Source organism: Shinella sp. GW821-FHT11G07 (assembly GCF_058808115.1).
Map to the genome: position 1 here is coordinate 46,394 of NZ_JBXARJ010000024.1, position 23,195 is coordinate 69,588.

Genomic DNA, 23,195 nt, shown 5'->3' on the forward strand with positions numbered 1-23,195 from the left:
CTCCGGCGCACGCCCTTTCAAAGGTTGCACGATGATCCCAGCCCACCCTGACCCGAGTTTCGATATGGCGGCTCTGCTCGGCCGCCAGCGTTCTGCCTTCCTCAAAGATGGACCGCCAACCCTTGCCGATCGCAAGGCCCGGCTGAAGCGCCTGCGCTCCGCCGTGCTCGCGCATCGGCGCGAGGTGGCAGAAGCCATCAGTGCGGATTTCGGGCATCGTTCGCACCACGAGACCGACCTCATGGAAATCGTCGGCGTGATCCAGAGCATCGACTATCTCATCCGCAATCTGCGGCGCTTCATGAATCCGGAGCGCCGGCATGTCGGCCTGTTCTACCGCGCCGGCCGTGCCTATGTGGAGTATCAGCCGAAAGGCGTCATCGGGGTGATGGCGCCCTGGAATTATCCGTTCTCGCTGACGATCGTTCCGCTTGCTACCGCGCTCGCCGCCGGCAACCGTGCGATGCTGAAACCGTCGGAATTGACCCCGCGTACCAGTGAGACCATTCGCGGGATGCTCGAAGAGATATTTCCGGCCGACGAGGTTGCCGTCGTGCTCGGCGGCCCGGAGGTCGGTGCGGCATTTAGCGGCCTGCCGTTCGATCATCTGCTGTTCACCGGCAGCACGCCGGTCGGCCGCAAGGTGATGAAGGCGGCCAGCGACAATCTCGTGCCCGTCACGTTGGAACTTGGCGGCAAGAGCCCAGTCGTTGTCGAACGCGGCCATGTCGATGAGTGGACCATGGCGAGCATCATCTTCGGCAAGCTCTCGAACGCAGGACAGACCTGTGTGGCGCCGGACTACGCGATGGTTCACGAGGACGATCTCGACACGTTCATCGCCCGGTTTGGCGCGAGCGTCGCGCGGGCCTATCCCGATGGGCCGACCAGCCGCGATTACACGTCGATCGTCAATCATCGTCACCATGATCGGCTGAAAAGCCTGATCGACGATGCCCGCTCGAGGGGAGCGCGGGTCATCGAGACCGGTGTGACCCCTGAGCATGCCGCCGAGCGGGTGCGCACGCTGGCGCCGACATTGATCATCGGCGCCGCGGACGATGCGACAATCATGCAGGAGGAGATATTCGGGCCGATCCTGCCGGTGCGGACCTATCGAACGATCGATGACGTCATAGACTATGTGAATGCGCGGCCGCGCCCGTTAGCGCTCTACTATTTTGGAAATGAGGGCACAGACTGTGCGAAACTGCTGACGCGCACGACGTCGGGCAATGTCGGGATCAACAATACCATGATCCATGTCGCGCAGGACGACCTGCCGTTTGGCGGCATCGGTCCCAGCGGCATGGGCGCCTATCACGGTATCGAAGGGTTTCGCACCATGAGCCATGCGAAAGGCGTCTTCGTCCAGGGGCGCTGGAGCCTGCCTCGCCTGCTGGGGGCACCGTTCGGCAGATTTGTCGATTTAGCGCTCCGGATCACGCTGGTTCGCGATCGGACATGATCTCCGGCGGCGCCGAACGACGGTCAACCGTGCGTCAGTTTGCGGGGCGTTGGTTCGAATCTGTTCAGGAGCCCTAACCGGGCATCAGTCTGCTCGACCAGAGGAAGGCGGGTCTACTCGACGGTGACGTGAACTACGCGACCTGTGGCCCTTGTTTCTCCGCCGAGGAATCGGCCTGGGCCAAGCGCCACCTGTTCCGTCCATCTACCTTCGCGCGATACATGGCGCGGTCGGCCTCCTGGAGGAGGGCGTCAGGTTCGACCCCTTCGGACGGTGCGGCGGCGATACCAATGCTCACCCCGATTTTGATCGCTAGGCCACGAATGGAAAACGGGCGTTCGCAAGCTGCAACGCAGCGCTTTGCCAGATCTTCCGCGTCTTCTCTATCCGCGTTCATCAGGATGGCGAACTCATCGCCGCCCAGCCTTGCGATCATGTGGCCTTGCGCCTCGATCCGCAGGCGGTCAGAGACCATTTTCAGCACATCATCGCCGGCGGCATGTCCGAAGGTATCGTTGACGGGCTTGAAATCATCGAGATCGAGGCAAAGGACGAAAACGTTGGTGTCGCTGGTGCTCTTCAGCGCATTGCCCAGCGCCTTATAGAACTGAATGCGGTTCGGCAGCCCCGTCAAAACGTCGTGATGGGCAAGGCGATTGGCCTCGGTCTCGGCGGCGATCCGGTCGCTGACGTCGGCGATCGTCAGCAGGAGCCGGCGGCTGGCGCCCTCGTGAAGAAGCCTGACATATATGAGGACGTGGTGCTCATTGCCGCTGGCGTCGTATTGGCGCCAGACCGTTCGTGCGTCGCAGTCGCGGGTGAGTCCCGACACGACTGTCGCGAATTGCCCGGCTTCTTCCTGCGCATGCAGGTCGCGGGCATTCTTCAAAAGAAGCTCTGGGGTTTCCCAGCCGTAAAAGTCGCATGCCGCCTGATTGGCTTGCAGGATCGCAAGGCTTTCGCCGTCGCACAGAAGCATTGGCATCGGGTTGGCATCGAACAACTGGCGTAGCCACTCCTCGCGCTGTTTGAGCCTGGTGATGTCGATGCGCATGCCAATGGCGCCGCCGTCGGGGGTTCGACGATCGTCATGTCGAAGCCATCGCCCGTCGCGAAGCTGCTGTTCTTCCTGCGAGACCGGGCGCCGGAATTTTTCCATCCTGTCGACCAGCCAGGCCTCCTTGTCCGCCACCACCTCGCGCATGTCGTCGCCCGCAAGGCTGATCCGCAAGATCTCTTCGAAAGGGATTCCGGGGCGGAGGTAATCGGCGATATCGCCGTAGAGCTCCGCGTACTTTTGATTCCAAAGAACAAACCGGTCCTCTGCATCGAAGACGCAGACAGCTTGCGGTAGCATTTCCACAACGGCGCGAAGGCGCGTATCGGCTTCAGTCGTATCCGCCGGCCACTGCTCGAAAATGGCGTCGATGTAGACGATCGTCATTGTTTCAGACGATGCCGACCAGTTCGCTGTCCTGACGCGCACCGGCTTTCGATTGTCGATAACATCTGCAAGGCAGGCTTGCGAAGAACCTGGAGACAGAGGCCAATCGGGCAAATATACCTCGATGGCAGAGCCCGTCAGAGGCTGAAGAGGTTGGAGCAGCCTGTTCGCCTCGCCGTTGGCGAAGACAATCGTGTTGGCGGCATCAAGAACCAACGCCGCCACAGGGCACGCTTCAAGAGATGCTCTGAACCCCGCATCAAGCATTGCCGTTCCCAATCGCGCGCCTTCCCAAATGCCGCAATCGCGAAACACTATGCCTCGTGAGTAAAAAAGGTGTTTCCGTGCGAGGGACCTCGCGATGACGGTGGCCAGCGCGTGGCGCGGCGAAAGGGATGGTTCCGTGGATAGAGCAGTCGGACCGGTGTGGCGTGAAGAATGTCTCCGAGACGAGGCGTTGTGTTTGCGGCCGCCAGGACTATCCTGAAGTGGCAAAAGGAGGACGCATGGCGGGACATCGCATCTATTCTATCAGCGTCGCGAGTGTTTATCCCCACTACATCACGAAGGCGGAAAAGAAGGGACGCACGAAGGAGGAGGTCGACGAAATCGTCTATTGGCTGACCGGCTACAGCCGCGAGGCTTTGAGCGAGCATCTGGCACAGAAAACGAGCTTCGAGGATTTCTTTGCCAAGGCGCCGGAACTGAACCCATCCCGGTCCTTGATCAAAGGCGTGATCTGCGGAATTCGTGTCGAGGATATCCAGGAGCCGCTTATGCGCGAAATCCGCTATCTGGACAAGCTGATCGACGAACTCGCGAAGGGAAAGGCGATGGAGAAGATCCTTCGCGCATAAGGATCGGCCAGGAACCTGTGGGTGTCCTTACCGTTCCATGCATGGAAAACCCATTCAGGGAGGACACCATGCCCAAACAGGAAGGGCCCGGCGTGCCCGCGCCATCCATGCGCGAACCGATCGGTGACTTCGATGTGGTTTCGGACGAGGAATGGAGAGCCGCTCGAGAGGCGTTGCTTTTGGAGGAGAAGGCCTTGATGAAGGCCAAGGATCGCCTGGCGGCCAAGCGCAGGCGCTTGCCGGCCACTCAGATCGACCGCGACTACAAATTCCAAGGCGCCAATGGCGATGTGGATCTGCTCGGCCTGTTCGAGGGACGGCGACAGCTTATCGTCTATCGCTTCTTCTATGCACCCGATGTCGAAAACTGGCCGGATGGAGCTTGCAGCGGCTGCTCGCTGTTTGCGGATACCATCGTCCATCCAGCCCATCTTGCCGCCCGCGATACGACTCTCGTCTTCGTCACTGCAGCGCCCATCGGCATGATCGAGCGCCTGCGCGAGCGAATGGGGTGGGGCCACTCGCTCCCGGACGACAGCTTCTCCCGGGATTTTGGTGTTGAGGAACAGTTCGGCATCAATGTTTTCATCCGTCGCGGCGACCGTATCTTCCGCACCTACTTTCTGAATGGCCGCGGTATCGAGGATATAGGACCGGTCTGGTCGTTGCTGGATATGGCGCCGCTCGGCCGGCAGGAGAGCTGGCAAGATGTGCCATGCGGGCGCCCCCAAGGCGATCCCTACATCTGGTGGCGTCTTCACGACAACTACGGCTCGGCTGCCGAGCCCCGGAGAGGCGAGACCGGCCGGACCGCGTGAAGGCATCAACCTTGGCAATGCCTGTTGCGCGCAATTCGGACAGCACGTCCAGGGTGCGACCGTTGCCCTGTCGGTGGGCTGACATGTGATTTTATCCGTCGCGGGTATAGAAGGTGCGCGCGGTCGCTTCCACGATTGGTCGGTGCTTTTGCGGATCGAACGTGACCGCCGGAAACGTTTCGAAGAGGTATTTTGCGAACTCTTCTTTCGCTTCTTCCGTCGCTTCGAACCATGGTTCTGCGACGATCTCGTCAAAAACCTGTTTCAGGGCGGCAAGCTCTTCCGGCTGAAACGTGCCTTTGCTCAAATACGATTCCATTGCCGCACCCCACAGCGGTCCATATCGCACGAGTTACTGGCGGCCCAAGGTTCAGGTGTTAGGTCGACCTCCCATAGAATATGCTCTTCCAGAGCAGAGTCCAATCCTCCATGGACCTTGCATCGGTGTGCCTCTCTATCGGCGCGCCGTAGCCCTCCATTATCGCGTGAATTTTAGCAGAGGGTTGTGCAAGGCAAACGGAACATCCTTACGTATACCGGGCTATTTTCTCGAGCTTCCGAGGAACTCTATTCTCCGGTGAAACCCATCACCGCCGTTCGCGTTACAGACCTGTGCCTCCCACAGTCGGGAGGCCGATCGGCGATGCATCCTGATGCCAACGGAGGACCGTGCTCTATGACGAATGAGCTTCGCAACCGCGATGAACTTAGCCCTATCATCGACGAGAAAATGACGGCGCTCGTCCGGGAGATGGTGGATGCAAACTGGAGCGCGGAGGACGTCGCCTTTGCGATCGAGGACGTTCTGCGACGGAAATGGCTCGATCAGGCGGAAGCGCTGCGCCGGGCTCGCACGGCGCTCCCGGACGATTTTGTTTCGGACGGAAACGAAGGCTAGCCGGATGGACGCGAAAACGGGAAATCCCATGCCAACAACCTTCCAGGTCATCGCCCTGAGTTCGATTGATCCAACCGGCGTCGACACGCACGACGAGCCCAAGCTGGTCTTTCCGGACGCTCTCAAAACCGCGCAAGAGCTCAAGGCGCAGGGCAAGGCATTTCGTGTCGTGGCAGAGGGCGAATATGCCGCTGAATAGCGCGAGGCGTTTCACGATCTCGGCGCGCTTCTCGAATAGAACATCGCGGGTAAACCTGCGTGATGCCGCACCTAAACGACGGCGTGGCCTTACAATACGCGCAAACCGCGCTACATGGTTGTATCTCGTGGCGTGGTTGAGTTCGCGCAGGCAAGATCCTCTCGGGGACGATGCGGTCCCGGAGGTACGATATTGATGGAAAATGACGGTCGCGACGGCAATATTCCCCAAGGCGATCGATGGATCGCCGATAGTCGGCAAATGCCGGAAGCCTCCGCATGGCTTGCCGCCATCGTCGAGAATTCCGATGACGCTATTCTCAGCAAAACGCTCGACGGCATCATAACGACCTGGAATCGGGGCGCTGAACGTCTATTCGGCTACACGGCCGCCGAGGCGATCGGAAAACCCATCACACTGGTTATCCCGGAAGATCGGCACCATGAGGAGGAGGGCATCCTGCGCCGGCTGCGCGCCGGTGAGCGTATCGACCATTTCGAGACGGTTCGCCGCCGCAAGGATGGGGAGCTCATCGAGGTCTCGCTGACTGTTTCGCCTGTTCGCAACGCGGCCGGCGAGATACTCGGCGCCTCCAAGATCGCCCGCGATATCACGGCACGAAAGAGGGCGGCGGCGCAGCAATCGATCCTGCTGCGCGAGATGCACCATCGCATCAAGAACCTGTTCACAATGGCGGCCTCGCTGATCTCGTTGAGCGCCAAGGCATCGACGACCACGGCGGATCTTGCCGCCGATCTCAGCGCCCGCATGCAGGCCTTGGCGCGCGCCCATTCGCTGACGCTTCCCGACCTGAACAACGATCCCGGCGCCGAGACGGAGACGAGCTTCATCGCGCTGTTGAACGCCATCCTCGCGCCACACGAGCACCACCTCGGCTCGCGCATCTCCGTTTCCGGCACAGACGTTCCGATTACCGGCAATGCCCTGACATCCGCGGCGTTGCTGCTGCATGAACTGGCCGCCAACGCTGCCAAGTACGGCGCCCTTTCTACGACCGACGGTCATCTGACAGTTTTGCTGGAGGTCTCCGATGACCTCTTGCACATGACCTGGGACGAACGCGGAATCCAAGCCGGCGAGCAAGACAGGCACGAGGGCTTCGGCTCGACCCTGGAGCGCGCCTCGCTTCAAGGACTTCGCGGCCAGCTGTCTCGGAACTGGCGGCCGGACGGGCTTTCCCTCAGCCTAGAAATTCCCTTGCAACAGCTGTTCCCTCGGACCTGATCGCTATCCCGACTAATTCGCTGGCTATCGACATGAACAAACGCCCAAGATCGGTGTTTGTGGAATATGTCAAACTCCCAGACTGCTCCATACGCGCTCGTCGTCGATGACGATGTCTTCATCCTTCTCGATGCCTGCGACATGTTGCGAGATGCTGGATTCCGCGCGCTCGATGCGTCGAGCGTTGCGGCGGCGGTGACGCAGCTCGAAAGGCACGAGGGCGACATCGTGCTTCTGTTCACGGACGTCCAGATGCCTGGCGGGCGAGACGGCTTCGACCTTGCCCGCGAGGTCGCCGAGCGTTGGCCTTCGGTCAAGATGCTTGTCGCCTCCGGCCGGATGATGCCGGAGCCCGGCCAGCTCCCCGATGGCGCAGTCTTCATTCAGAAGCCGTTTAGCACGGACGTCGTCCATCAACGCTTGCTGGAAATCCTGCCGGATGGCGAAAAGCCGGAGCTGCTCAAACGCAAGGAAGCGTGAGCTGAACCCCAGTGGGCGCGGTTCGGAGCGCCGCGTGGTCAGGAGGAGATTGAGATGGCCGACCAAACGAGACCCTTTAATCTTTCGGGCAAGGTTGCGGTCGTAACCGGTGCGGCGCGTGGGATCGGTCGCGCAGCAGCCACCGCGCTTGCCGCCGCGGGCGCGAATATCGCCGGAATCGACATTGCCGGACCAGTCAGCAAAACGCTGGACTATTCGCCTGCGACTGAAGCGGACCTTGATGAGACCGGGCGGATGGTCGAAGCGCTCGGACGCCGCTGGAAGGCGTACCGGATTGATCAGAGGGACCTTTCCGCATTGCGCGACGCTGCTGCACGCATCGAGCAGAAATTCGGTTGGATCGACATCCTTTTCGCCAATGCCGGCATCCAGGCATTCAAACCGATCCTCGACATGGAGGATGCGGACTGGCACGACCAGATCGACGTCAACCTCACCGGGACCGCGAATGCGATCCGTGCCTTTGGCCCGGCCATGGTCCGACGCGGTGGTGGCCGCATGATCCTGACGTCATCGACGCAGGGACAGCACGGCACTAAGAGTGGCGCGGCCTATTCGGCATCGAAATGGGGTGTCATCGGATTGATGAAATCGGCCGCAATGGACCTTGGCGAGCACGGCATCACTGTCAACGCTCTGATCCCGGGCCTTATCGACACCGTGCTGACCCGCCATGAAGATCGCTATGCGCAGGCGATCGACGTCGCCGGCGGCAAGCCGACGGGAAACGAGCGGAAGGATGAGCAGACCGCGCTGGACGGTTTGGCGAAAAAGTCGCCGCTCGGCGTTCCCATGATCCAGCCGGAAGACGTTGCGCCGATGGTGGTCTTCCTCGCCGCGGACGAAGCGCGCATGGCGTCGGGTGCGACCTATTCGATCACGGCAGGCGACAGCGCAAACGCGCAAGGCTGACGGCGTCTCCGGTCCTTTCGCTATCGGCTCGGCAAGAATTTGAGGATCTCCGACAGGGGGGCGGAACTAAACGACGTCCGCAAAGTTTCTGCAACGCCTTCAATGGCCTGACAACGAGGACATCACTATGAAGAAGCTACTGCTCGCCGCCGCTTTCGTCGGCGCATCGACCTTTGCCGCTCTTGCGCAGACTTCGACCACGCCTTCAACGGATGGCGACACCCCCTCGCTTGCCACCCCGGACAGCAAGAACGCCACCGCGCCGGTCGAAGGAGCGAACAGCTTCACCGAGGACCAGGCGAAGGAGCGCATCGTCGAGGCAGGTTATGCCGACGTCACGGGCTTGAAGCTCGACGACAAGGGCATCTGGCGTGGCACGGCCACCAAGGACGGCAAGTCCGTCACCGTCGCGCTCGACTACCAGGGCAACATCGTCACCGAGTGACATCGCAATTCGAGGATATCTCACATGACCAAGACCGTAACCGGACTCTATGACGATTATTCTGATGCGCGCGCCGCTGTCAGCGCGCTCGAAGCACGGGGCGTTCCCTCCGGCGATATCAGCATCGTCTCGAACAATGCCGACGACCGCTATTCGAACGACACCAATGCCGCCGAAGGTGCGGGCACCGGTGCGGGGATCGGCGCGGCCGTCGGCGGCGTCGGCGGCCTTTTGACCGGCCTCGGCATCATGGCCATTCCGGGCGTCGGTCCGGTGGTCGCGGCCGGCTGGCTTGCCGCCACGGCAGCGGGTGCGGTTGCCGGCGCTGTCGCCGGCGGCGCAGCCGGCGGCCTGATCGGGGCCATGACGGAATCGGGCGTTCCGGAAGAACATGCACATGTCTATGCCGAAGGCGTTCGTCGCGGCGGCACGCTCGTCACCGCGCGCGTTGACGAAAGCCTCTATGCGGAAGCAGAAGCGATCCTGCGCCAGTCGAACTGGGTCGATCCCGCCGAGCGCCGCGCCGCCTATGCCGAGCAGGGCTGGACGCGCTTTGACGACACGCTCGATCCCTACGGTCCCGCCGAGATCGAGCAGGAGCGTCTGCGCTACCGGCGCTGACCGAGCCGGAAATTATATGATTTAGAAGGAGCGGCCGGTCGGCCGCTCTTTTTGTTACAGCCGTTCTGCCAGAACATCGGGTAACGCCACAGATTTTCCACCTGTTGCCCGCGCTATTCGTCGTCGTCGTCGACTATCCCGTCAGTCGTGCGCGCTCTGTGCAAGTCTTCTTCCGAGATATGAAGCGGGCCGGCGTCGGTTGGGTTGCATCGATCGAATTTTTCGCTGGCGATGGTTTCCAGCAAAGCCCTATGCCGCTTGAGCAATCCGACCGGGCCGACCGGATCGGGATCGAACCATTGCAGCGTGCTGGCGTAGACATAGACGTCGATGGTCTTTCCCTCGAGCGTCTGCATCGGCCAAAACAGCCCGAGTTCCTTCGGCGCCGTTGCGCCATTTTTCGTGTTGAGAGGCATTTCGTATCCTGCATGCAAGTCTGTTGATGGGGAGATCCGATGCAGCGGGGGCTGCCTGGATCTCCCCGGTTCATCCACTTGAGGAGGACGAACGGTGATGATCTGGTGCGGCGGGGTCGGAAGTCAAACGCTCGAGCGGAATGAATGTGTGCGGTTTGACGACACAAAAAACCGCCCGGAACAACGAAGGGCGCTCGACCCTTTCGGGGAGCGCCCTTGTGACCCGGAGGACTACGAACGCGCGACGGAATAACCATCGCTGCAGGCAGTCATCGATTACGGGCAGTGATCGATAGATGGGGGAGGGCAGGGGGAAATTCAAGTCCGTCCGGATCGGCGACCGCGCGAGCGGGTAAACCCAGGCATGTGTCGCAAATTCCACAACCGTCGTCGTCCATCGGTTGATCCGAACGCTCGCAGCAGAGGCAAATGGCGGAGCATCGAGTGCCAGTCGCCCTTTTCTTCGGCGTAATGATTTCGATCCCGTCATCCGATGCGATATCTTTGAAAAACTGTCGCATTGCGTTTCTCCGCTGACCCCCACGCCAAAAGATGGGAGCGGTGTGCCGCTTTGCAATGACAAGCGTTCGCGAGGTTGGTTTCCTTTACGGCAAAGATGGACTCTGAGCGGTGCCCATGGTTTCTTTGGCGACGGAGGGACTTTGTATGGCGTATGAATGGAATCCTCGGCGCGCGCGGCGCGCCCGCATCATCAGGCTTGTGACGGCCTTGGCGATCAGCGCGTCGGCTATCACTGTGCCGGTCGCAGTGCTGCTGGCAGCCGCGCCGATCTAACAGCGACATCGAAAGCGGCGATCGATGGCAGAGAACGATCCGTTTGAGCTTTCCCGCTTCGTCGCTGCGCAGGATCTCGTCTTCGATACGGTCCTTGCCGAGCTGAGAGCCGGGCGCAAGCAGACCCATTGGATGTGGTTCGTCTTTCCGCAACTGCGCGCGCTCGGCAGATCTCCGACTGCGGACTTCTACGGGATCGGCTCAATCGAAGAGGCGCGAGCCTATCTTCTGCATCCCCTTCTTGCTAAACGACTGGCGCAGGCGGTCGATGCGGTCATCGGAGTATCCGACCGTTCGGCCCATGAGATTTTCGGTTCGCCCGATGATCTCAAATTCCGCTCGTCAATGACCCTGTTCAATGAGGCCACCAGCGCGACGGAGGGCAGGTTTCGGCTCGCCCTTCAGCGCTTCTTTGCCGGCGAACCGGATCCGCGAACCCTTGAACTGCTTGGCGGCGGCATCGACTAGCCGCCGCCCTTGGCCCGCGCCGATCAGATCGCGCGAACGTTTTCCGCCTTCGACTTGCCGGTCTTGCGGTCCTGGCCGAGATCATAGCTGACCTTCGAACCATCGCGCAGCGGCCCACCCGAGATCACTCCGGAGACATGGACAAAAACATCCTGCCCGCCATCATCGGGCGTAATGAACCCGAAACCCTTGTCCTGATTGAAAAACTTGACCGTACCCGTTGCCATGAAGATCCTCGTAAGCTTAGCGGCATTGCGCCAGTGGCGAGCATATTCGCCACGCGAGATACTCGCAACCTGACATGCGCGACGCGGCGGGAACAAGAATCCTTCGCGCGGGGTTTTCGACTCGACGTGGCCTGACCTTCTGTCGGGATCGGCAATGCGAAATCGAACGAGGTCGATGATGGCGGCTGACAAGCTCTCAACCTACAAGAAAAAGCGGGATTTCAAGCAGACGCAGGAACCGAGCGGATCGACGGAGGTCAAGCCGTCGAACCGTCTGCGCTTCATCATCCAGAAACACGATGCCACGCGTCTCCATTACGATCTCCGCCTCGAACTCGACGGCGTCTTCAAGTCCTGGGCGGTGACCAAGGGGCCGTCGCTCGATCCGGGCGACAAGAGGCTGGCCGTCGAGGTGGAAGACCACCCGCTCGACTATGGCGATTTCGAAGGCACGATCCCGAAAGGACAGTATGGCGGCGGCACGGTGATGCTGTGGGACCGAGGTTACTGGGAGCCGGAGGGCAACAAGTCGCCGGAAGAGGCGCTCAAGAAGGGCGACTTCAAGTTCACACTCCACGGCAAGCGGCTGCACGGCAGCTTCGTGCTGGTTCGGATGCGCCACGACCGCGATGGCGGCAAGCGCACGAACTGGCTGCTGATCAAGCACCATGACGATTTTTCGGTCGAGGAGAACGGCTCAGCCATCCTCGACCAAAACATGACCTCCGTCGCGTCCGGCCGAACCATGGAACAGATCGCCGCCGGCAAAGGCCGCAAGCCGAAGCCGTTCATGATGGCAAGCGGCGATGTCGAAGCGAATGCCGTCTGGGAAAGCAAGCACGGCCTTGCCGCCGACGAGCGCAGAAAAAATCGGTCCAGCAAAAAAGTTGCGACGTCGACGGCCGTGGACCTACCGGACTTTATCTCGCCGCAGCTTTGCGAAACGCTTGATCGCCCGCCGGCTGGCGACAACTGGCTGCACGAGATCAAGTTCGACGGCTATCGCATCCAGATGCGCGTCGCCGATGGGACGGTGACGCTGAAGACCCGCAAGGGCCTCGACTGGACCGCCAAATATCCGGAGATCGCGGAGGCCGCCACCTCGCTGCCAGACTGCATCATCGACGGCGAGATTTGCGCCCTGGACGATCATGGCGCGCCGGATTTTGCCGCGCTGCAGGCGGCACTGTCGGAGAAGAACACCGGCAACCTCGTCTTTTTCGCCTTCGACCTGCTCTTCGATGGAGGCGAGGATCTGCGGGAGAAGGCGCTGACCGACCGGAAATCGCGCCTGCAGGATCTCTTGGATGATGCCACCGACGATCCCCATCTGCGGTTCGTCGAGCATTTCGAAACCGGTGGCGACGCCGTGTTGCGCTCCGCCTGCAGGCTTTCTCTGGAAGGCATCGTCTCGAAACAGGCCGATGCACCGTATCGATCCGGCCGCACCGAGACCTGGGCGAAATCGAAATGCCGCGCCGGCCATGAAGTCGTGATCGGCGGCTATGCCAAGACGAACGGCAAGTTCCGCTCGCTGCTGGTCGGCGTCAACCGCGGCGACCACTTCGTCTATGTCGGCCGCGTCGGCACGGGCTACGGCGCCAAGAAGGTCGAGACGTTGTTACCGAAGCTGAAAGAGGTCGAAACGGAAAAGTCCCCCTTCACCGGGATTGGCGCACCGAAGAAGGAAAAGGAGGTCGTCTGGGTGAAACCCGAGTTCGTCACAGAAATCGAGTTCGCCGGCTGGACCGCAGACGGGCTGGTCCGCCAAGCAGCTTTCAAAGGCCTGCGGGACGATAAGCCGGCGGCGGAGGTCGAGGCCGAAACTCCGGCTTCGCCGGAAAAGACCGAGACGCCGGAGCCTTTGTCGGCCGCGATGGCAAAACCCAGCCGGCGCAGGGGCGCGAAAGCCGAGGTCATGGGCGTGCTCATCTCCAATCCCGACAAGCCGCTCTGGCCGGATGCCGGAGATGGCGAGCCTGTCACGAAAGAGGGTCTTGCTCAATATCACGAGGCTGTCGGCGCCTGGCTTATCGACCATGTGAAGGGGCGGCCGTGCTCGATCATCCGTGCACCCGACGGCATCGGTGGCGAACAATTCTTCCAGCGGCACGCCATGCCCGGCACATCCAACCTGCTGGAACTGGTCAAGGTCTTCGGCGACAAGAAGCCTTACCTTCAAGTCGATCGCGTCGAAGGTCTTGTTGCCATCGCGCAGATCGGCGGCATCGAGCTTCACCCCTGGAACTGCGAACCCGGCCAGCCCGAGGTGCCGGGCCGCCTCGTCTTCGATCTCGATCCCGGCCCGGACGTGGATTTCGCCACGGTGGTTGCCGCTGCGCGCGAGATGCGCGACCGGCTGGACGATCTCGGCCTCATCAGCTTCTGCAAGACCACCGGCGGCAAGGGGCTGCATGTCGTCACGCCGCTCGCCGTCAACAAGCGCAAGCCGCTGTCCTGGGCCGAGGCCAAAGGCTTTGCCCACGACGTCTGCCAGGAGATGGCCCGCGACAATCCGGAGTTCTACTTGATCAAGATGACCAAGAGCCTGCGGGAAGGACGGATTTTCCTCGACTATCTGCGCAACGATCGCATGGCGACCGCTGTGGCGCCGCTTTCGCCGCGCGCGCGGCCCGGCGCCACCGTGTCGATGCCGCTCAACTGGACGCAGGTCAAAGCTGACCTCGATCCGAAGCGATTCACCGTCAGGACCGTGCCGGCGCTGCTGGCGAAAACGACGGCCTGGGAGGATTATTGTGACGGACAGCGCCCGCTTGAGCAGGCGATCAAGCGGCTCGGCAAACAGAAGGCTGCGGCATGATTGCGAAACAGGGCAGGGGACCGCGAACAAGCAGGCAACACGACATTCTGATTGATCAGTTGCTGCGTCTGCGCCGGATACGCGGTCTGGCCAGGTTGATGGACACGGCGTTGCGGATTCCAGGCACCCGCTTCTCGCTCGGCGCGGACTCGGTTTTGGGCCTGGTCCCGGGTATTGGCGATTTCGGCGCCGCCGCGGTCAGCCTCTTCATCGTCAACGAGGCGCGCCGCCTCTGTGTGCCGAAGGAGACGCTCTTCAAGATGCTTGTCAATGTTGGCTTCGACACGGTGGCGGGAAGCGTCCCGGTGCTGGGCGATGTCTTCGACGTCTATTTCAAGAGCAACCGCCGAAACCTGCAACTCGTGCTGGATCACTTCCGAAACCTGCAACTCGTGCTGGATCACTTCGGCCTCGATCATGCCGACCTCGACCGTTAGAATCCGTCAGCGTCGGTGGTATCGAACCGCGCGGGCGGCACCAAGAGGACAGGTGGGTCGTTGGAAAACCAGCAAACGGCACTTGAGAGATTTCGGCGGCTGCCGCCGATTGAGCCGGACGACCTCGTCGGCCTATGGAGAGGGCGGGGCGTTCCGTCGGACCATCCGCTCGATGGCGTGCTGGAGAATCTCGGCTGGTTCGGCAAGCGGTTTACCGCGGAGATGCGAGCGGACGCCTTACTATTCCGGTCGGGAGAGCGCCGTTTGATCGCGATCGATCCGAGGCGAATTCCCCTTCGGTTGGCGCTCCGCTTTCACAAGTTCGGCCGGGCGCGCATCGCACGAAACCTGTTCTCCTATCTGGTTCGCGGGTTGCGCGCGAACGGTCCTGTTGCCTCTGTCAGAATGCTTGCCTTCGACGGCATTGCGAGCGCCGCCATGATCTACGACGAGCAGCTGATCGTCGACCATTTCCGAAGGATCGACGACAAGCGCCTCATGGGAGTGATGGTAATGAGGCATGACGACCGGCAATTCTTTTTCGAGCTTGAGCACGTCGACGGTTCGACATAATTGATCCGATCACCCGTGTTGGTGCCGATTATCACCACAGCTCATGTGCTGCGGCGTCCTGGTGAAAAGGCACCCCGAAAGGATCACGCGATCTATCCACCGGCCAGCTAGTCCCTGATCTCGAACACCGCGGCATTGTCCTGGATTTCGCGCGGTCCCTTGTAGGAGGCGTGGCGTAGATTTCCGTCGTCCGTCCAGCCGCGAAACTCGATCTCGGCGATGAGCGTCGGCTGGGCGAAGACGTAGTTCTTGCCCTTCAGCGGCACGACCGGCTTCTTCGTCTTGAGCTTGTCGAGGGTCTTGCGCAGGTACTCCGCGTCTGCGGCCTTGAACCCGGTTTCGACCGAGCCGACCGACACCCAGCCGTCGCCCTTGCGCGCGGCGAGCAGCAGGCTGCCTATGCCGCCGCGCGCGGACTCCGAAACCTCGTAGCCGACGACCATGAAGCTCTCGCTTTGGACGCATTTGATCTTGATCCAGTCGTCGGTGCGGCCGGATCGATAGGGACGATCGCGATGTTTGGCGATGATGCCTTCGAGGCCCATCCGGCAGGCGTTTGCCATAAGCTCGACCCCGCTACCGTGGGCTTCCTCCGAGAGTTGCACTGCGCCGACCGACCCGTCGAGAAAGTCTTCGAGCAGATGCCGGCGAACAGCAAGTTCCGTCCTGGTCAGGTCATGGCCGTCGAAATAGAGGAGATCGACAGCAAAGAACACGGCTTCTGTGGAGGCGCGTTTGCCACCGCGGCCGCCAAGCGAGCGCTGAAGAGCGCCGAAATCTGAATGTCCCTCGTTGTTCAGGACCACGGCTTCGCCATCGAGAATGGCAGTTCCCACGCCAAGCTTGCCGGCGGCCTCGGCAATCTTGGGAAAGCGATGGGTCCAGTCGTGTCCGCCGCGCGTGATGATCCGCACGCTCTTCGGCTCGATGTGGATCGCCAGGCGATAGCCGTCCCATTTGAGTTCATAGAGCCACTCCGGTCCTTCCGGAGGCGTTGGCCGGAGCAAGGCGAGAGATGGCTCGACGCGGTCGGGAATCGCATCGAACGGTAGGCTGGGCTGTTCGGGGTCGCGCTTGCGAACCGGACGCGACCGCAGCGTCTCGCGGGACTCGTCGTAGAGGGGGATGGCAGTTCGGCGCTTTCGGGTCATCGGTGTCCATCCATGCGGAGAGTCCGAAGATAGGTGTCTTTCGTGAAGAATTCAGGATGCGCGCTTGCCCTTCTCGCCGGCGGTGAGGCTTTTGCGGAGCGCGTCCATGATGTCGATGACATTGCCGCCGGATGGGCGGTCCTCACCCTTTGCCTTGCCCTTCCGCGACGGTTTCAGTGCTTTCTTCTTTTTGGCGATGATATCGAGCAGGGCGTCCTGCACCGGGTCGGATACCATGTCCGCTGACCATTTCCGTGTGTGCTGCTGGATGAACTTTTGCACCAGGGGAATGAGCTCGGGGTCCGCCTTGTCGTCGATGTCTTCAAAATAGGATTCCTCCGGCCGGACCTCGTCGCCGAAGCGCAATGTCCAGAGCACGATGCCCTCGCCGCGCGGTTCGAGCACGATGGCGCGCTCGCGCCGGCCGATCACCAGCCGGGAGATGCCGAGCACCTTGTCGGCCGCCATGGCGTCACGGATCACGGCGAAGGCCTCGTGTCCGACCGGATCATCGGGAACGAGGTAATGCGGCTTCTCCAGATAGATCCATTCGATGCTATCGCGCGGCACGAACTTTTCGATGTCGATGGTCTTGACCGTATCGAGCGCGACCGCGTCCAGGTCGTCGTCGGTGAGGAGCACATAGTCATTCTCACCGCGGGCGTAGCCCTTCATCTCGTCCTCGTCCTTGACCGGCTTGCGCGTGACCGCATCGACATATTGCGAGACAACCCGGTTGCCCGTTTCCTTGTTGAGGGTGTGGAACCGCACCTTCTCGCTCTCCGACGTCGCCGGCGACATGGAGACGGGGCAGGTGACAAGCGAGAGCTTGAGGTAGCCTTTCCAATAGGGGCGGGGCGCCATCATCTCTCTCCTCAACCGGCTTTTCGCTGAGCAGCCGCGTTACGGCTCGACTTCGCGGCCGGCGTGCACGCCGCCGGCTTCCGGCTGGTGCCCTTGTTGGCATTGGCGGCCGCCCGCTTCGGCTTGTCATCGCCAGCCTTCAGCATCTTGGCGCTTTCACGCAGGGCCGCGAGGAGATCGTCCGGCTTCGAGACCTTGACCTCCTTGCGCTTCGGCAGGGCCTTGCCCGCGATCTTTGCCTTCACCAGTTCGGCGACGGCCGCCTCATAACGATCATCGAATTCCGCCGGATCAAAGGTTCCTTTCTTGGTGGCGATGATGTGCTTGGCGAGATCCAGCATCTCGCCCTTGATGCGCAGCTTAGGAACCTCTTCGAACGCTTTTTCCGACGAGCGAACCTCGTAGTCGAATTGCATGGTTCGGCGCATTCCCCTTCCGGCCGGGGACCTTCCGCCGCTGGACCGGCCCATCACCACCGAAGCCTATGGCATCGTCATCATCAGCGATATCACCGGTGAGCTGATCGAGCATGAGGAGATCGCCGATCTCTATCCGGCCTTCGGCGAAGACCAGGTTTGGGGAATATGGCGCGTTCCGTCGTTGGAGGAACTGGTGCAGACGTGGCCGTCGAAGACCGCGCCTCAGGATGACGAGCGCCGGAGTGGCTGGTGGCTGCCGACCATAGAGGAGCTTCGCGAAGCACGACGGGCCGCGCGGTCGCGCGAACGACGAAGCGCGCAGCCGGCCTCAGCCTAGCCCGCATCGGCAGGCGGCTCGATTTCGATCATGACTGGTGCGTGGTCGCTGGTGTGGTCCCAACTTCGCGGGTGGCGCCGCACGCTCGCCGAGCGCAGCCAGGAGGCGACAGCGGGACTGAGCAGGAAGTGATCGATCCGTAGGCCCGCATCGCGTTCGTAGGCATGGCGCCAATATTTCCAGAACGTGTAGATCCGCTCGTCGGGGTGGAGATGGCGGATAGCATCGGTCCAGCCTTGTGAAACCAGTTCGGCATAGGCCTTACGGACCTCCGGACGAAACAGCGCATCGTCGCGCCAGCGCTCTCGCGCATAGACATCCAGGTCCGTCGGCATGACGTTAAAGTCGCCAACCAGCAGGGCGGGAACGTCGAGATCGATGAGCTCGCCGGCATAGGCGTGCAGGCGCTGAAACCAGCGGAGCTTGTAGTTGAATTTCGGGCCGGGCGCGGGATTGCCGTTCTGAAGATAGAGGCAACCGATCAGCATGCCGTCGATGGCCGCCTCGATGTAGCGGCTATGGGTGTCGTCGGGATCGACCGGCAAGCCGCGCCGCGTCAAGAGGGGTAGGAGACCTTTAGCAAGGATAGCAACGCCATTCCAGCTCTTCTGGCCATTCCAGACAGCGCCATAGCCGGCGGTTTCCAGCGCCGCTCGCGGAAACCGGTCGTTCGGTGATTTCAGTTCCTGCAGGCAGACTATGTCAGGGGAATCCTCCTTCAGCCATCGCAACAGCACGGCGAGGCGTCCGTTGACCCCGTTGACGTGTAGGTCGCGATCTTCATCGACGGCCGTTAGAACGGCGCTAGCGACAAGCTGGTCGGCGGGCGAGCTTCGGCCGGGTCGTCTGCCGGGTCGGGGTCTTCGTGATAGGCTGTCGCCTGACGTTCGGCGGCGCGTTTGATTGCCTCAAATGCCACCTCGGGTGGCCAACCGGCGATGACGGCATGATCGACAAGCTCACGCACTGCGCCATCAATCGCCCGCTCGCATTCCAGCGTGACATCAGGACCGGTTGTCGGCAGTTGCGGCGGAGGAATTCTGACATTCATGGCGGACCTCCTGTAGGACTCCAAAAGCCGCCCCGCTTCAGTAGCGGGGCGGCGAACCAACTTTGTCTGCTGGAGAAATGCCCAGAGAGGCGGATTCGTTCCTGTCTCATGGGCAGGCACGCACGCCGGGATTTCCGGAGATGATCTCGTGTTTTCATCTCGCGCCTTCATCTACGGTGTTGCCCGAATGTGGATCGACGGGCATTTCAAGGAGTGGAAGGTCGAAAAACCTGCACCGCAAACCATGTCGGCTGCCCTTGATCTGTCTATCGCCACGATGCGTGCCGATTAGTGTAGCTGGTTCAGCACTGGATGTGCCACCGGGATTTCACATTGTCGGTATGCCGACGTGCGCGCGCCGCATGCGGCATGTCCAATTGGGAGCCGGCCGTGCCGGAAATCCGGTATCTGGCGAGCCTATCGACGAACTCGCAAAGGGCAGGGCGGCGGAAAAAAATCGCGCGAAAACAGGGACTGATGACAAATGGCCCATATTGACCAGGTTATTATGTTCTGTGCCGGCGTTTTGATGACGGCCGCGGGGTTCGGCTATCTCGACATGGGTGCCCGGCAAGACTCTTTAACCCGCATCGTCGGGCAATTTCGCTGGGCAGGCCCGTTACTGATCGGCATTGCGATTCTGCTGTTCGCTTCATAGGTGTCGTTCCCGCCCGCACGTGTTAATGAGGGCTTCCCAACGCCGCCTCTTTTAGCTGGGCGACGTTCAACCGCCTACGTTACGGAATCCGATGTTCAGGACAAAACTCGTCAATCGCCCGATGCTCAGCACATATATTACCATCGCTACGCTACTGGCCGGCAGCGTTGCAGCCACAGCAGACGATGCCGCGTTTTATGACGCAGCTCTTTGCAATCCGCCTTACTCCCTGGACACCGCTACTGCGCTGTATGAGGCGGCGGAGAAGATTGCAAAGCCCGATACGTCCGGATTGGGCGCGGCAATCTACAAGCTTCCGCATCAAATCGGTCGTGACGGGTTCAAGAGCGATGAAGTGCTTTTCGCCGGCAGTGCCGTCGGCGTCTTGATCGAGGGGCAACGTGCCGACGAACTGGCTGCCAAATATGATTTGTCTCCCGAAACCAACGATCTGATGGGTACATCCACAAAGGGTTATACGCGAGAACTCACAAGCGCGTTGCAGCCGGAGGAGGGGCTTGCCGGGCCGGGCAAGGTGTTCATCGTGGCTCGCGAAGGGGCCGCCTTGAACGGTAAGACCTTACTGGCGTGTGAGTTCATCTCCGATTGACGGTGCGAAAGGCTAAGGACCTGACGATCACGCACGCGGCCCACCGCTGTTGTAATGTAGATGCGGGGTCCGACAGTTATCGATAGGACGTTAGCTCGAACCTGTCCTCGTCACGCTCAGGCGCCTGGCAGCGGTCTCCGCCGCACTTCTCGCCTTCGCACCAGGCGCACTCGGATCCCCCGGCAACATCTTGAGATCGCGCTCATCGTTCACGGATTAGGATCCGTCTTCGCTCTTGGCGACCCTGCAACAGCTTTGGCGCGAGTGAAGGTGAGGATTAAAGGAGGGGTGCGATGGCCGCGGGGATGCCGATAACGATGACGAGGCTGAGGAGAACCGCCGCTGTCAGTTTTAAGCGGTTGCGTTTGCGCGTCGTCTCTCCGGTCCAATCGTAAGTCATGTCCATCCTCTCATAGGCATGCGAACCGCACTCACATTTGCGGGACCGCAAATCTGTCTTCGGCGCCGGCTCAAGGCAACCCCTGAATTCTTGCAGTTCGGATGGTAGAGGCTGAGGACCCGGGAGCGCCTCGTATCGCTCGACCGGGTCCCTGCGAGACCGATGCGGCTTGGGCATCACATCGGGCCGCGCAGCTGGTGCGCAAGGAAAGGCCGGCGCCCGCGCTTCGGCGCGCTCGCGGCAGCGGGCATGCGCCTCCCCGAGGATGCGGCGGGCACGATAGGCACTGAGCGGAGCCGGTTCACCGGCAAGCGGCAGTTGCTCGAGTTGCTTGTCGATGCCGCTAATCGCGCGGGCGAGACGCTCAGTCGGCGCATGGTCTCGGAAGGGGCGACGAAGGCGCTGGTACGGCATGTTCATTCCTCGAATCACACTCCATCATGTAGCGGCGCCAGGATATGCACTCGTCCGATCGATCCCACCTACCAACGATTGAGACCAGCCCCTTGGTTTCCGGTGCGTAAACCTGTCCGTCTGCGAATGATTTGAGACAGATTGGCGTTGCGAAGATCGGAGTTTCTGGTCCCTCGTCGGGGCTGATTTAAGCCGCGTGCTGACGATGTTGCAAGCGGCGTAGTTTGATGGTTTCGCGTTTGGTCCTTTCGCGTTCGAATAGGATGGCGTGGCCACGGCCGAAGTAGACGTCAGCCGGTGTCAGGTTGCCGAGACTTTCGTGATATCGGCGATGATTGTAATGATCGACGAAGGCAGCGATCTGGGCCTCAAGGTCCTGCGAGAAGTAGTAGTTTTCCAGCAGGATGCGGTTCTTGAGGGTCTGGTGCCAGCGCTCGATCTTGCCTTGGGTCTGGGGATGGCCCGGCGCACCGTGCAGCTGTTCGATGGACCGCTGTTCGAGCCAGTCGCCAAGGTCAGCGGCGATGTAACACGGGCCATTGTCGGATAGCAGGCGTGGTTTGTGCTCGACCCTTGCCGTGTCGCATCCTGAGGCCGTCAGCGCCAGGTTCAGCGTGTCTGTGACGTCTTCGACCTTCATGGTGGTGCACAGCTTCCAGGCGATGATGTAGCGCGAGAAGTCGTCGAGAATGGTCGACAGATAAAACCAGCCCCAGCCGATAACCTTGAGATAGGTAAAGTCGGTTTGCCAGAGCTGGTTGGGCCGGGTCGTTTTGTCCTTGAATTCCTCACCCGCCTTGATGACGATGAAGGCGGGCGATGTGATGAGATCATGGGCTTTGAGTAAACGATAGACCGAAGCCTCTGATACAAAATACTTTTCCGTATCGGTGAAGCGCACCGCCAGCTCGCGCGGTGACAGTTCCGTCTGCTCCAGCGCCATGTCGATGATCCGGCTGCGGACATCGTCGGGAATGCGGTTCCACAGCCGGGATGGCGCTGAATGCCGATCCTCAAGTCCCTCGACGCCATTGGTGAGGAACCGATCATACCAGCGATAGAATGTCGGTCTCGGAATGCCCAGCTTGTCGAGTGTGGCCTTGACCGAGAGATGGGACTGCTCGACGATCCGAATGATCTCCAATTTCTCGGAAGCGGGATATCTCATTCCTCGTCGCCCCCAGCCGCAATCACGCTTTTTTTGAGCAGTCGCAGTTCGAGCGCCTGTTCAGCCACCACCTCCTTAAGATCGCGCGTCTCGCGGCGAAGCACCTTCACCTCGTCGCAGGTGGCGGCACGGGCCGTATCCCCGGCCAAGCGCTTCTTGCCCGCCTCCAGGAATTCCTTCGACCAACTGTAATAAAGACTCTCGGCAATGCCTTCGCGGCGGCACAGTGCAGCGATGCTCTACTCGCCACGCAGGCCTTCCAACACAATGCGGATTTTGTCCTCGGCCGAGTGGTGCGTGCGCGTCGCACGCCGAATGTCCTTGATGACTTGCTCTGCCGCTGGTTTTTCCGGCCCGGATTTCTGTCTCATCTTTGCGTCCTTTGATAGGGCTACGATGAACCAGAAATCCTCCCTTCTCAATTACCAGCCATTTGTCTCAAGGGCGTTGATGGCGGACAATCATAAGGATGCCTACGGACGAGACCAGGTCGGGGTCTCTTTGAAGAAAACAATGCCCTTGATAACGCAAAGCCGACATAAGCGAAGTCAAAGGCACCGATCATAGCAGGCGGGCCGTTTTGGTAGGCAATAGCTGCGCCAACGCTGCCGATCAGGATGGCGGCCGCCAAAAGCCCCATCGAAACCCATTCGCTCTGTCCCATGCTCGAAACTACTGCAGGAGGGACGCGTTCTACAGGTGTGTTTCTTGCGTGGACCGTCATGGAACCTCCGTGCTGCTCGTCAGAAACGTAAGAGAACTCGGCCAGCACCACAACGCCGGATTAAGGCCGACTGCCGTCTTCCATTCTACGGCCAAGGGCCGCCAAACGACACACTTCGATCGTGACCGAAACTTCGTATCCGGGAAGCTGCCATAAGGGGCTGTCCCCATTGGAGCTCAGGTCATGACATCTTGCCAACCATCCAGGATAAAACCCTTTTTCGGCTGGCACGTGGTCGCCGCGACCTTCGTGCT

General features: G+C 60.9%; 26 protein-coding genes and 3 pseudogenes. 18 read left to right on the forward strand and 11 right to left on the reverse strand.

Going from position 1 to position 23,195, the window contains the following annotated elements:
• Positions 1-31: 31 nt before the first annotated feature.
• Entirely contained in the window at positions 32-1,468 is a 1,437-nt protein-coding gene (locus tag AC1RT2_RS30365) for a coniferyl aldehyde dehydrogenase (protein WP_493108007.1), read from the forward strand.
• Positions 1,469-1,601: 133 nt separating this feature from the next.
• On the opposite strand, the gene AC1RT2_RS30370 is transcribed toward AC1RT2_RS30365, so the two are convergent.
• Entirely contained in the window at positions 1,602-3,179 is a 1,578-nt protein-coding gene (locus AC1RT2_RS30370; protein ID WP_493108009.1) for a diguanylate cyclase domain-containing protein, read from the reverse strand.
• 239 nt (positions 3,180-3,418) lie between these two features.
• Between AC1RT2_RS30370 and AC1RT2_RS30375 the strand changes: the two genes are divergently transcribed.
• Together AC1RT2_RS30375 and AC1RT2_RS30380 are read left to right on the forward strand one after the other, a co-directional pair.
• The gene (locus tag AC1RT2_RS30375) at positions 3,419-3,769 is read left to right on the forward strand and encodes a DUF2200 domain-containing protein (protein ID WP_493108011.1); all 351 of its coding nucleotides are present in this window, start codon (positions 3,419-3,421) and stop codon (positions 3,767-3,769) included.
• A gap of 107 nt (positions 3,770-3,876) precedes the next feature.
• Positions 3,877-4,587 (forward strand): DUF899 family protein, encoded by a 711-nt coding sequence (locus tag AC1RT2_RS30380; protein WP_493108059.1) that lies wholly within the window; start codon positions 3,877-3,879, stop codon positions 4,585-4,587.
• A 91-nt stretch (positions 4,588-4,678) separates the two neighbouring features.
• Here AC1RT2_RS30380 and AC1RT2_RS30385 read toward each other — a convergent pair whose 3' ends face one another.
• Entirely contained in the window at positions 4,679-4,894 is a 216-nt protein-coding gene (locus AC1RT2_RS30385; protein WP_493108013.1) for a hypothetical protein, read from the reverse strand.
• Positions 4,895-5,263: 369 nt separating this feature from the next.
• On the opposite strand from AC1RT2_RS30385, the gene AC1RT2_RS30390 reads away from it, so the two are divergent.
• The 7 genes from AC1RT2_RS30390 (at position 5,264) to AC1RT2_RS30420 (ending at position 9,408) form a co-directional block, all read left to right on the forward strand.
• Positions 5,264-5,485 (forward strand): hypothetical protein, encoded by a 222-nt coding sequence (locus tag AC1RT2_RS30390; RefSeq protein ID WP_493108015.1) that lies wholly within the window; start codon positions 5,264-5,266, stop codon positions 5,483-5,485.
• Between the two features lie 4 nt (positions 5,486-5,489).
• Positions 5,490-5,684: a hypothetical protein gene (locus AC1RT2_RS30395; RefSeq protein ID WP_493108017.1), complete on the forward strand. Its 195-nt coding sequence runs from the start codon at positions 5,490-5,492 to the stop codon at positions 5,682-5,684.
• Positions 5,685-5,879: 195 nt separating this feature from the next.
• Positions 5,880-6,929: a PAS domain S-box protein gene (locus tag AC1RT2_RS30400; protein ID WP_493108019.1), complete on the forward strand. Its 1,050-nt coding sequence runs from the start codon at positions 5,880-5,882 to the stop codon at positions 6,927-6,929.
• A gap of 66 nt (positions 6,930-6,995) precedes the next feature.
• On the forward strand, positions 6,996-7,409 hold the full coding sequence (locus AC1RT2_RS30405; RefSeq protein ID WP_493108021.1) for a response regulator: 414 nt from the start codon (positions 6,996-6,998) through the stop codon (positions 7,407-7,409).
• A gap of 54 nt (positions 7,410-7,463) precedes the next feature.
• Positions 7,464-8,342 (forward strand): SDR family NAD(P)-dependent oxidoreductase, encoded by an 879-nt coding sequence (locus AC1RT2_RS30410; protein ID WP_493108023.1) that lies wholly within the window; start codon positions 7,464-7,466, stop codon positions 8,340-8,342.
• A gap of 127 nt (positions 8,343-8,469) precedes the next feature.
• A complete protein-coding gene (locus AC1RT2_RS30415; protein ID WP_493108025.1) occupies positions 8,470-8,787 on the forward strand; it encodes a PepSY domain-containing protein in 318 nt (105 codons plus the stop codon).
• Positions 8,788-8,811: 24 nt separating this feature from the next.
• On the forward strand, positions 8,812-9,408 hold the full coding sequence (locus AC1RT2_RS30420) for a general stress protein (RefSeq protein WP_493108027.1): 597 nt from the start codon (positions 8,812-8,814) through the stop codon (positions 9,406-9,408).
• Positions 9,409-9,521: 113 nt separating this feature from the next.
• Here AC1RT2_RS30420 and AC1RT2_RS30425 read toward each other — a convergent pair whose 3' ends face one another.
• Positions 9,522-9,824 carry a hypothetical protein gene (locus AC1RT2_RS30425; RefSeq protein WP_493108029.1) on the reverse strand — a complete coding sequence of 101 codons (303 nt, stop codon included), beginning with the start codon at positions 9,822-9,824 and terminating at the stop codon, positions 9,522-9,524.
• 819 nt (positions 9,825-10,643) lie between these two features.
• On the opposite strand from AC1RT2_RS30425, the gene AC1RT2_RS30430 reads away from it, so the two are divergent.
• Positions 10,644-11,087, forward strand: coding sequence for a DUF1810 domain-containing protein (locus AC1RT2_RS30430; RefSeq protein ID WP_493108031.1), 444 nt, complete (start codon positions 10,644-10,646; stop codon positions 11,085-11,087).
• Between the two features lie 23 nt (positions 11,088-11,110).
• Here AC1RT2_RS30430 and AC1RT2_RS30435 read toward each other — a convergent pair whose 3' ends face one another.
• Positions 11,111-11,314, reverse strand: coding sequence for a cold-shock protein (locus AC1RT2_RS30435; RefSeq protein ID WP_112803963.1), 204 nt, complete (start codon positions 11,312-11,314; stop codon positions 11,111-11,113).
• A 178-nt stretch (positions 11,315-11,492) separates the two neighbouring features.
• Here AC1RT2_RS30435 and ligD (AC1RT2_RS30440) point away from each other — a divergent pair, with 178 nt between their 5' ends.
• The 3 genes from ligD (AC1RT2_RS30440) to AC1RT2_RS30450 are packed head-to-tail and all read left to right on the forward strand — an operon-like array spanning position 11,493 to position 15,145.
• Positions 11,493-14,135, forward strand: a complete 2,643-nt coding sequence (gene ligD / locus AC1RT2_RS30440) for a DNA ligase D (RefSeq protein ID WP_493108033.1) — start codon at positions 11,493-11,495, stop codon at positions 14,133-14,135.
• The gene (locus AC1RT2_RS30445; protein ID WP_493108035.1) at positions 14,132-14,572 is read left to right on the forward strand and encodes a DUF4112 domain-containing protein; all 441 of its coding nucleotides are present in this window, start codon (positions 14,132-14,134) and stop codon (positions 14,570-14,572) included. The genes ligD (AC1RT2_RS30440) and AC1RT2_RS30445 overlap by 4 nt, the downstream gene beginning before the upstream one ends.
• A 60-nt stretch (positions 14,573-14,632) precedes the next feature.
• Positions 14,633-15,145, forward strand: coding sequence for a DUF4334 domain-containing protein (locus AC1RT2_RS30450; RefSeq protein WP_493108037.1), 513 nt, complete (start codon positions 14,633-14,635; stop codon positions 15,143-15,145).
• A 107-nt stretch (positions 15,146-15,252) separates the two neighbouring features.
• Here AC1RT2_RS30450 and ligD (AC1RT2_RS30455) read toward each other — a convergent pair whose 3' ends face one another.
• The 3 genes and pseudogenes from ligD (AC1RT2_RS30455) to AC1RT2_RS30465 all read right to left on the reverse strand — a co-directional run.
• A complete protein-coding gene (gene ligD / locus AC1RT2_RS30455; RefSeq protein ID WP_493108039.1) occupies positions 15,253-16,296 on the reverse strand; it encodes a non-homologous end-joining DNA ligase in 1,044 nt (347 codons plus the stop codon).
• A 51-nt stretch (positions 16,297-16,347) separates the two neighbouring features.
• On the reverse strand, positions 16,348-17,160 hold the full coding sequence (gene ku, locus AC1RT2_RS30460; protein ID WP_493108041.1) for a non-homologous end joining protein Ku: 813 nt from the start codon (positions 17,158-17,160) through the stop codon (positions 16,348-16,350).
• Between the two features lie 11 nt (positions 17,161-17,171).
• Positions 17,172-17,603, reverse strand: a pseudogene (locus AC1RT2_RS30465) (non-homologous end joining protein Ku); the annotation flags it as partial.
• Between AC1RT2_RS30465 and AC1RT2_RS30470 the strand changes: the two are divergent.
• Complete coding sequence (locus tag AC1RT2_RS30470; RefSeq protein WP_493108043.1) at positions 17,575-17,916, forward strand: hypothetical protein; 342 nt, start codon at positions 17,575-17,577, stop codon at positions 17,914-17,916. The pseudogene AC1RT2_RS30465 and the gene AC1RT2_RS30470 sit on opposite strands and share 29 nt — an antisense overlap.
• Here the strand turns inward: AC1RT2_RS30470 and xth are convergent.
• Together xth and AC1RT2_RS30480 are read right to left on the reverse strand one after the other, a co-directional pair.
• Positions 17,913-18,700, reverse strand: a pseudogene (xth, locus tag AC1RT2_RS30475) (exodeoxyribonuclease III). The gene AC1RT2_RS30470 and the pseudogene xth overlap by 4 nt on opposite strands.
• Before the next feature lie 9 nt (positions 18,701-18,709).
• Complete coding sequence (locus AC1RT2_RS30480; RefSeq protein WP_493108045.1) at positions 18,710-18,967, reverse strand: hypothetical protein; 258 nt, start codon at positions 18,965-18,967, stop codon at positions 18,710-18,712.
• Positions 18,968-19,115: 148 nt separating this feature from the next.
• On the opposite strand from AC1RT2_RS30480, the gene AC1RT2_RS30485 reads away from it, so the two are divergent.
• The 3 genes from AC1RT2_RS30485 to AC1RT2_RS30495 all read left to right on the forward strand — a co-directional run bounded on the left by AC1RT2_RS30485 (position 19,116) and on the right by AC1RT2_RS30495 (position 20,235).
• Positions 19,116-19,259, forward strand: a complete 144-nt coding sequence (locus AC1RT2_RS30485) for a hypothetical protein (RefSeq protein ID WP_493108047.1) — start codon at positions 19,116-19,118, stop codon at positions 19,257-19,259.
• A 192-nt stretch (positions 19,260-19,451) separates the two neighbouring features.
• Positions 19,452-19,625: a hypothetical protein gene (locus tag AC1RT2_RS30490; RefSeq protein ID WP_493108049.1), complete on the forward strand. Its 174-nt coding sequence runs from the start codon at positions 19,452-19,454 to the stop codon at positions 19,623-19,625.
• A 91-nt stretch (positions 19,626-19,716) separates the two neighbouring features.
• Positions 19,717-20,235: a hypothetical protein gene (locus AC1RT2_RS30495; protein ID WP_493108051.1), complete on the forward strand. Its 519-nt coding sequence runs from the start codon at positions 19,717-19,719 to the stop codon at positions 20,233-20,235.
• Positions 20,236-20,512: 277 nt separating this feature from the next.
• Here AC1RT2_RS30495 and AC1RT2_RS30500 read toward each other — a convergent pair whose 3' ends face one another.
• Both AC1RT2_RS30500 and AC1RT2_RS30505 read right to left on the reverse strand, forming a co-directional pair.
• Positions 20,513-20,635: a hypothetical protein gene (locus AC1RT2_RS30500; protein WP_493108053.1), complete on the reverse strand. Its 123-nt coding sequence runs from the start codon at positions 20,633-20,635 to the stop codon at positions 20,513-20,515.
• A gap of 601 nt (positions 20,636-21,236) precedes the next feature.
• Positions 21,237-22,588: pseudogene (locus AC1RT2_RS30505) on the reverse strand (IS3 family transposase).
• Positions 22,589-23,195: the final 607 nt, after the last annotated feature.

What these genes read in the sequence shown, in the direction of transcription:
- AC1RT2_RS30420 (WP_493108027.1), top strand. Translation starts at nt 8,812, where the DNA reads ATGACCAAGACCGTAACCGGACTCTATGACGATTATTCTGATGCGCGC.
- AC1RT2_RS30395 (WP_493108017.1), top strand. Translation starts at nt 5,490, where the DNA reads ATGGACGCGAAAACGGGAAATCCCATGCCAACAACCTTCCAGGTCATC.
- AC1RT2_RS30435 (WP_112803963.1), bottom strand. Translation starts at nt 11,314, where the DNA reads ATGGCAACGGGTACGGTCAAGTTTTTCAATCAGGACAAGGGTTTCGGG.
- AC1RT2_RS30425 (WP_493108029.1), bottom strand. Translation starts at nt 9,824, where the DNA reads ATGCCTCTCAACACGAAAAATGGCGCAACGGCGCCGAAGGAACTCGGG.
- ku (WP_493108041.1), bottom strand. Translation starts at nt 17,160, where the DNA reads ATGGCGCCCCGCCCCTATTGGAAAGGCTACCTCAAGCTCTCGCTTGTC.
- AC1RT2_RS30375 (WP_493108011.1), top strand. Translation starts at nt 3,419, where the DNA reads ATGGCGGGACATCGCATCTATTCTATCAGCGTCGCGAGTGTTTATCCC.
- ligD (WP_493108039.1), bottom strand. Translation starts at nt 16,296, where the DNA reads ATGACCCGAAAGCGCCGAACTGCCATCCCCCTCTACGACGAGTCCCGC.
- AC1RT2_RS30495 (WP_493108051.1), top strand. Translation starts at nt 19,717, where the DNA reads ATGTTCAGGACAAAACTCGTCAATCGCCCGATGCTCAGCACATATATT.
- AC1RT2_RS30470 (WP_493108043.1), top strand. Translation starts at nt 17,575, where the DNA reads ATGGTTCGGCGCATTCCCCTTCCGGCCGGGGACCTTCCGCCGCTGGAC.
- AC1RT2_RS30380 (WP_493108059.1), top strand. Translation starts at nt 3,877, where the DNA reads ATGCGCGAACCGATCGGTGACTTCGATGTGGTTTCGGACGAGGAATGG.
- AC1RT2_RS30480 (WP_493108045.1), bottom strand. Translation starts at nt 18,967, where the DNA reads ATGAATGTCAGAATTCCTCCGCCGCAACTGCCGACAACCGGTCCTGAT.
- AC1RT2_RS30400 (WP_493108019.1), top strand. Translation starts at nt 5,880, where the DNA reads ATGGAAAATGACGGTCGCGACGGCAATATTCCCCAAGGCGATCGATGG.
- AC1RT2_RS30390 (WP_493108015.1), top strand. Translation starts at nt 5,264, where the DNA reads ATGACGAATGAGCTTCGCAACCGCGATGAACTTAGCCCTATCATCGAC.
- AC1RT2_RS30370 (WP_493108009.1), bottom strand. Translation starts at nt 3,179, where the DNA reads ATGCTTGATGCGGGGTTCAGAGCATCTCTTGAAGCGTGCCCTGTGGCG.
- AC1RT2_RS30445 (WP_493108035.1), top strand. Translation starts at nt 14,132, where the DNA reads ATGATTGCGAAACAGGGCAGGGGACCGCGAACAAGCAGGCAACACGAC.
- AC1RT2_RS30500 (WP_493108053.1), bottom strand. Translation starts at nt 20,635, where the DNA reads ATGACTTACGATTGGACCGGAGAGACGACGCGCAAACGCAACCGCTTA.
- AC1RT2_RS30405 (WP_493108021.1), top strand. Translation starts at nt 6,996, where the DNA reads ATGTCAAACTCCCAGACTGCTCCATACGCGCTCGTCGTCGATGACGAT.
- AC1RT2_RS30365 (WP_493108007.1), top strand. Translation starts at nt 32, where the DNA reads ATGATCCCAGCCCACCCTGACCCGAGTTTCGATATGGCGGCTCTGCTC.
- AC1RT2_RS30490 (WP_493108049.1), top strand. Translation starts at nt 19,452, where the DNA reads ATGGCCCATATTGACCAGGTTATTATGTTCTGTGCCGGCGTTTTGATG.
- AC1RT2_RS30430 (WP_493108031.1), top strand. Translation starts at nt 10,644, where the DNA reads ATGGCAGAGAACGATCCGTTTGAGCTTTCCCGCTTCGTCGCTGCGCAG.
- AC1RT2_RS30410 (WP_493108023.1), top strand. Translation starts at nt 7,464, where the DNA reads ATGGCCGACCAAACGAGACCCTTTAATCTTTCGGGCAAGGTTGCGGTC.
- ligD (WP_493108033.1), top strand. Translation starts at nt 11,493, where the DNA reads ATGGCGGCTGACAAGCTCTCAACCTACAAGAAAAAGCGGGATTTCAAG.
- AC1RT2_RS30415 (WP_493108025.1), top strand. Translation starts at nt 8,470, where the DNA reads ATGAAGAAGCTACTGCTCGCCGCCGCTTTCGTCGGCGCATCGACCTTT.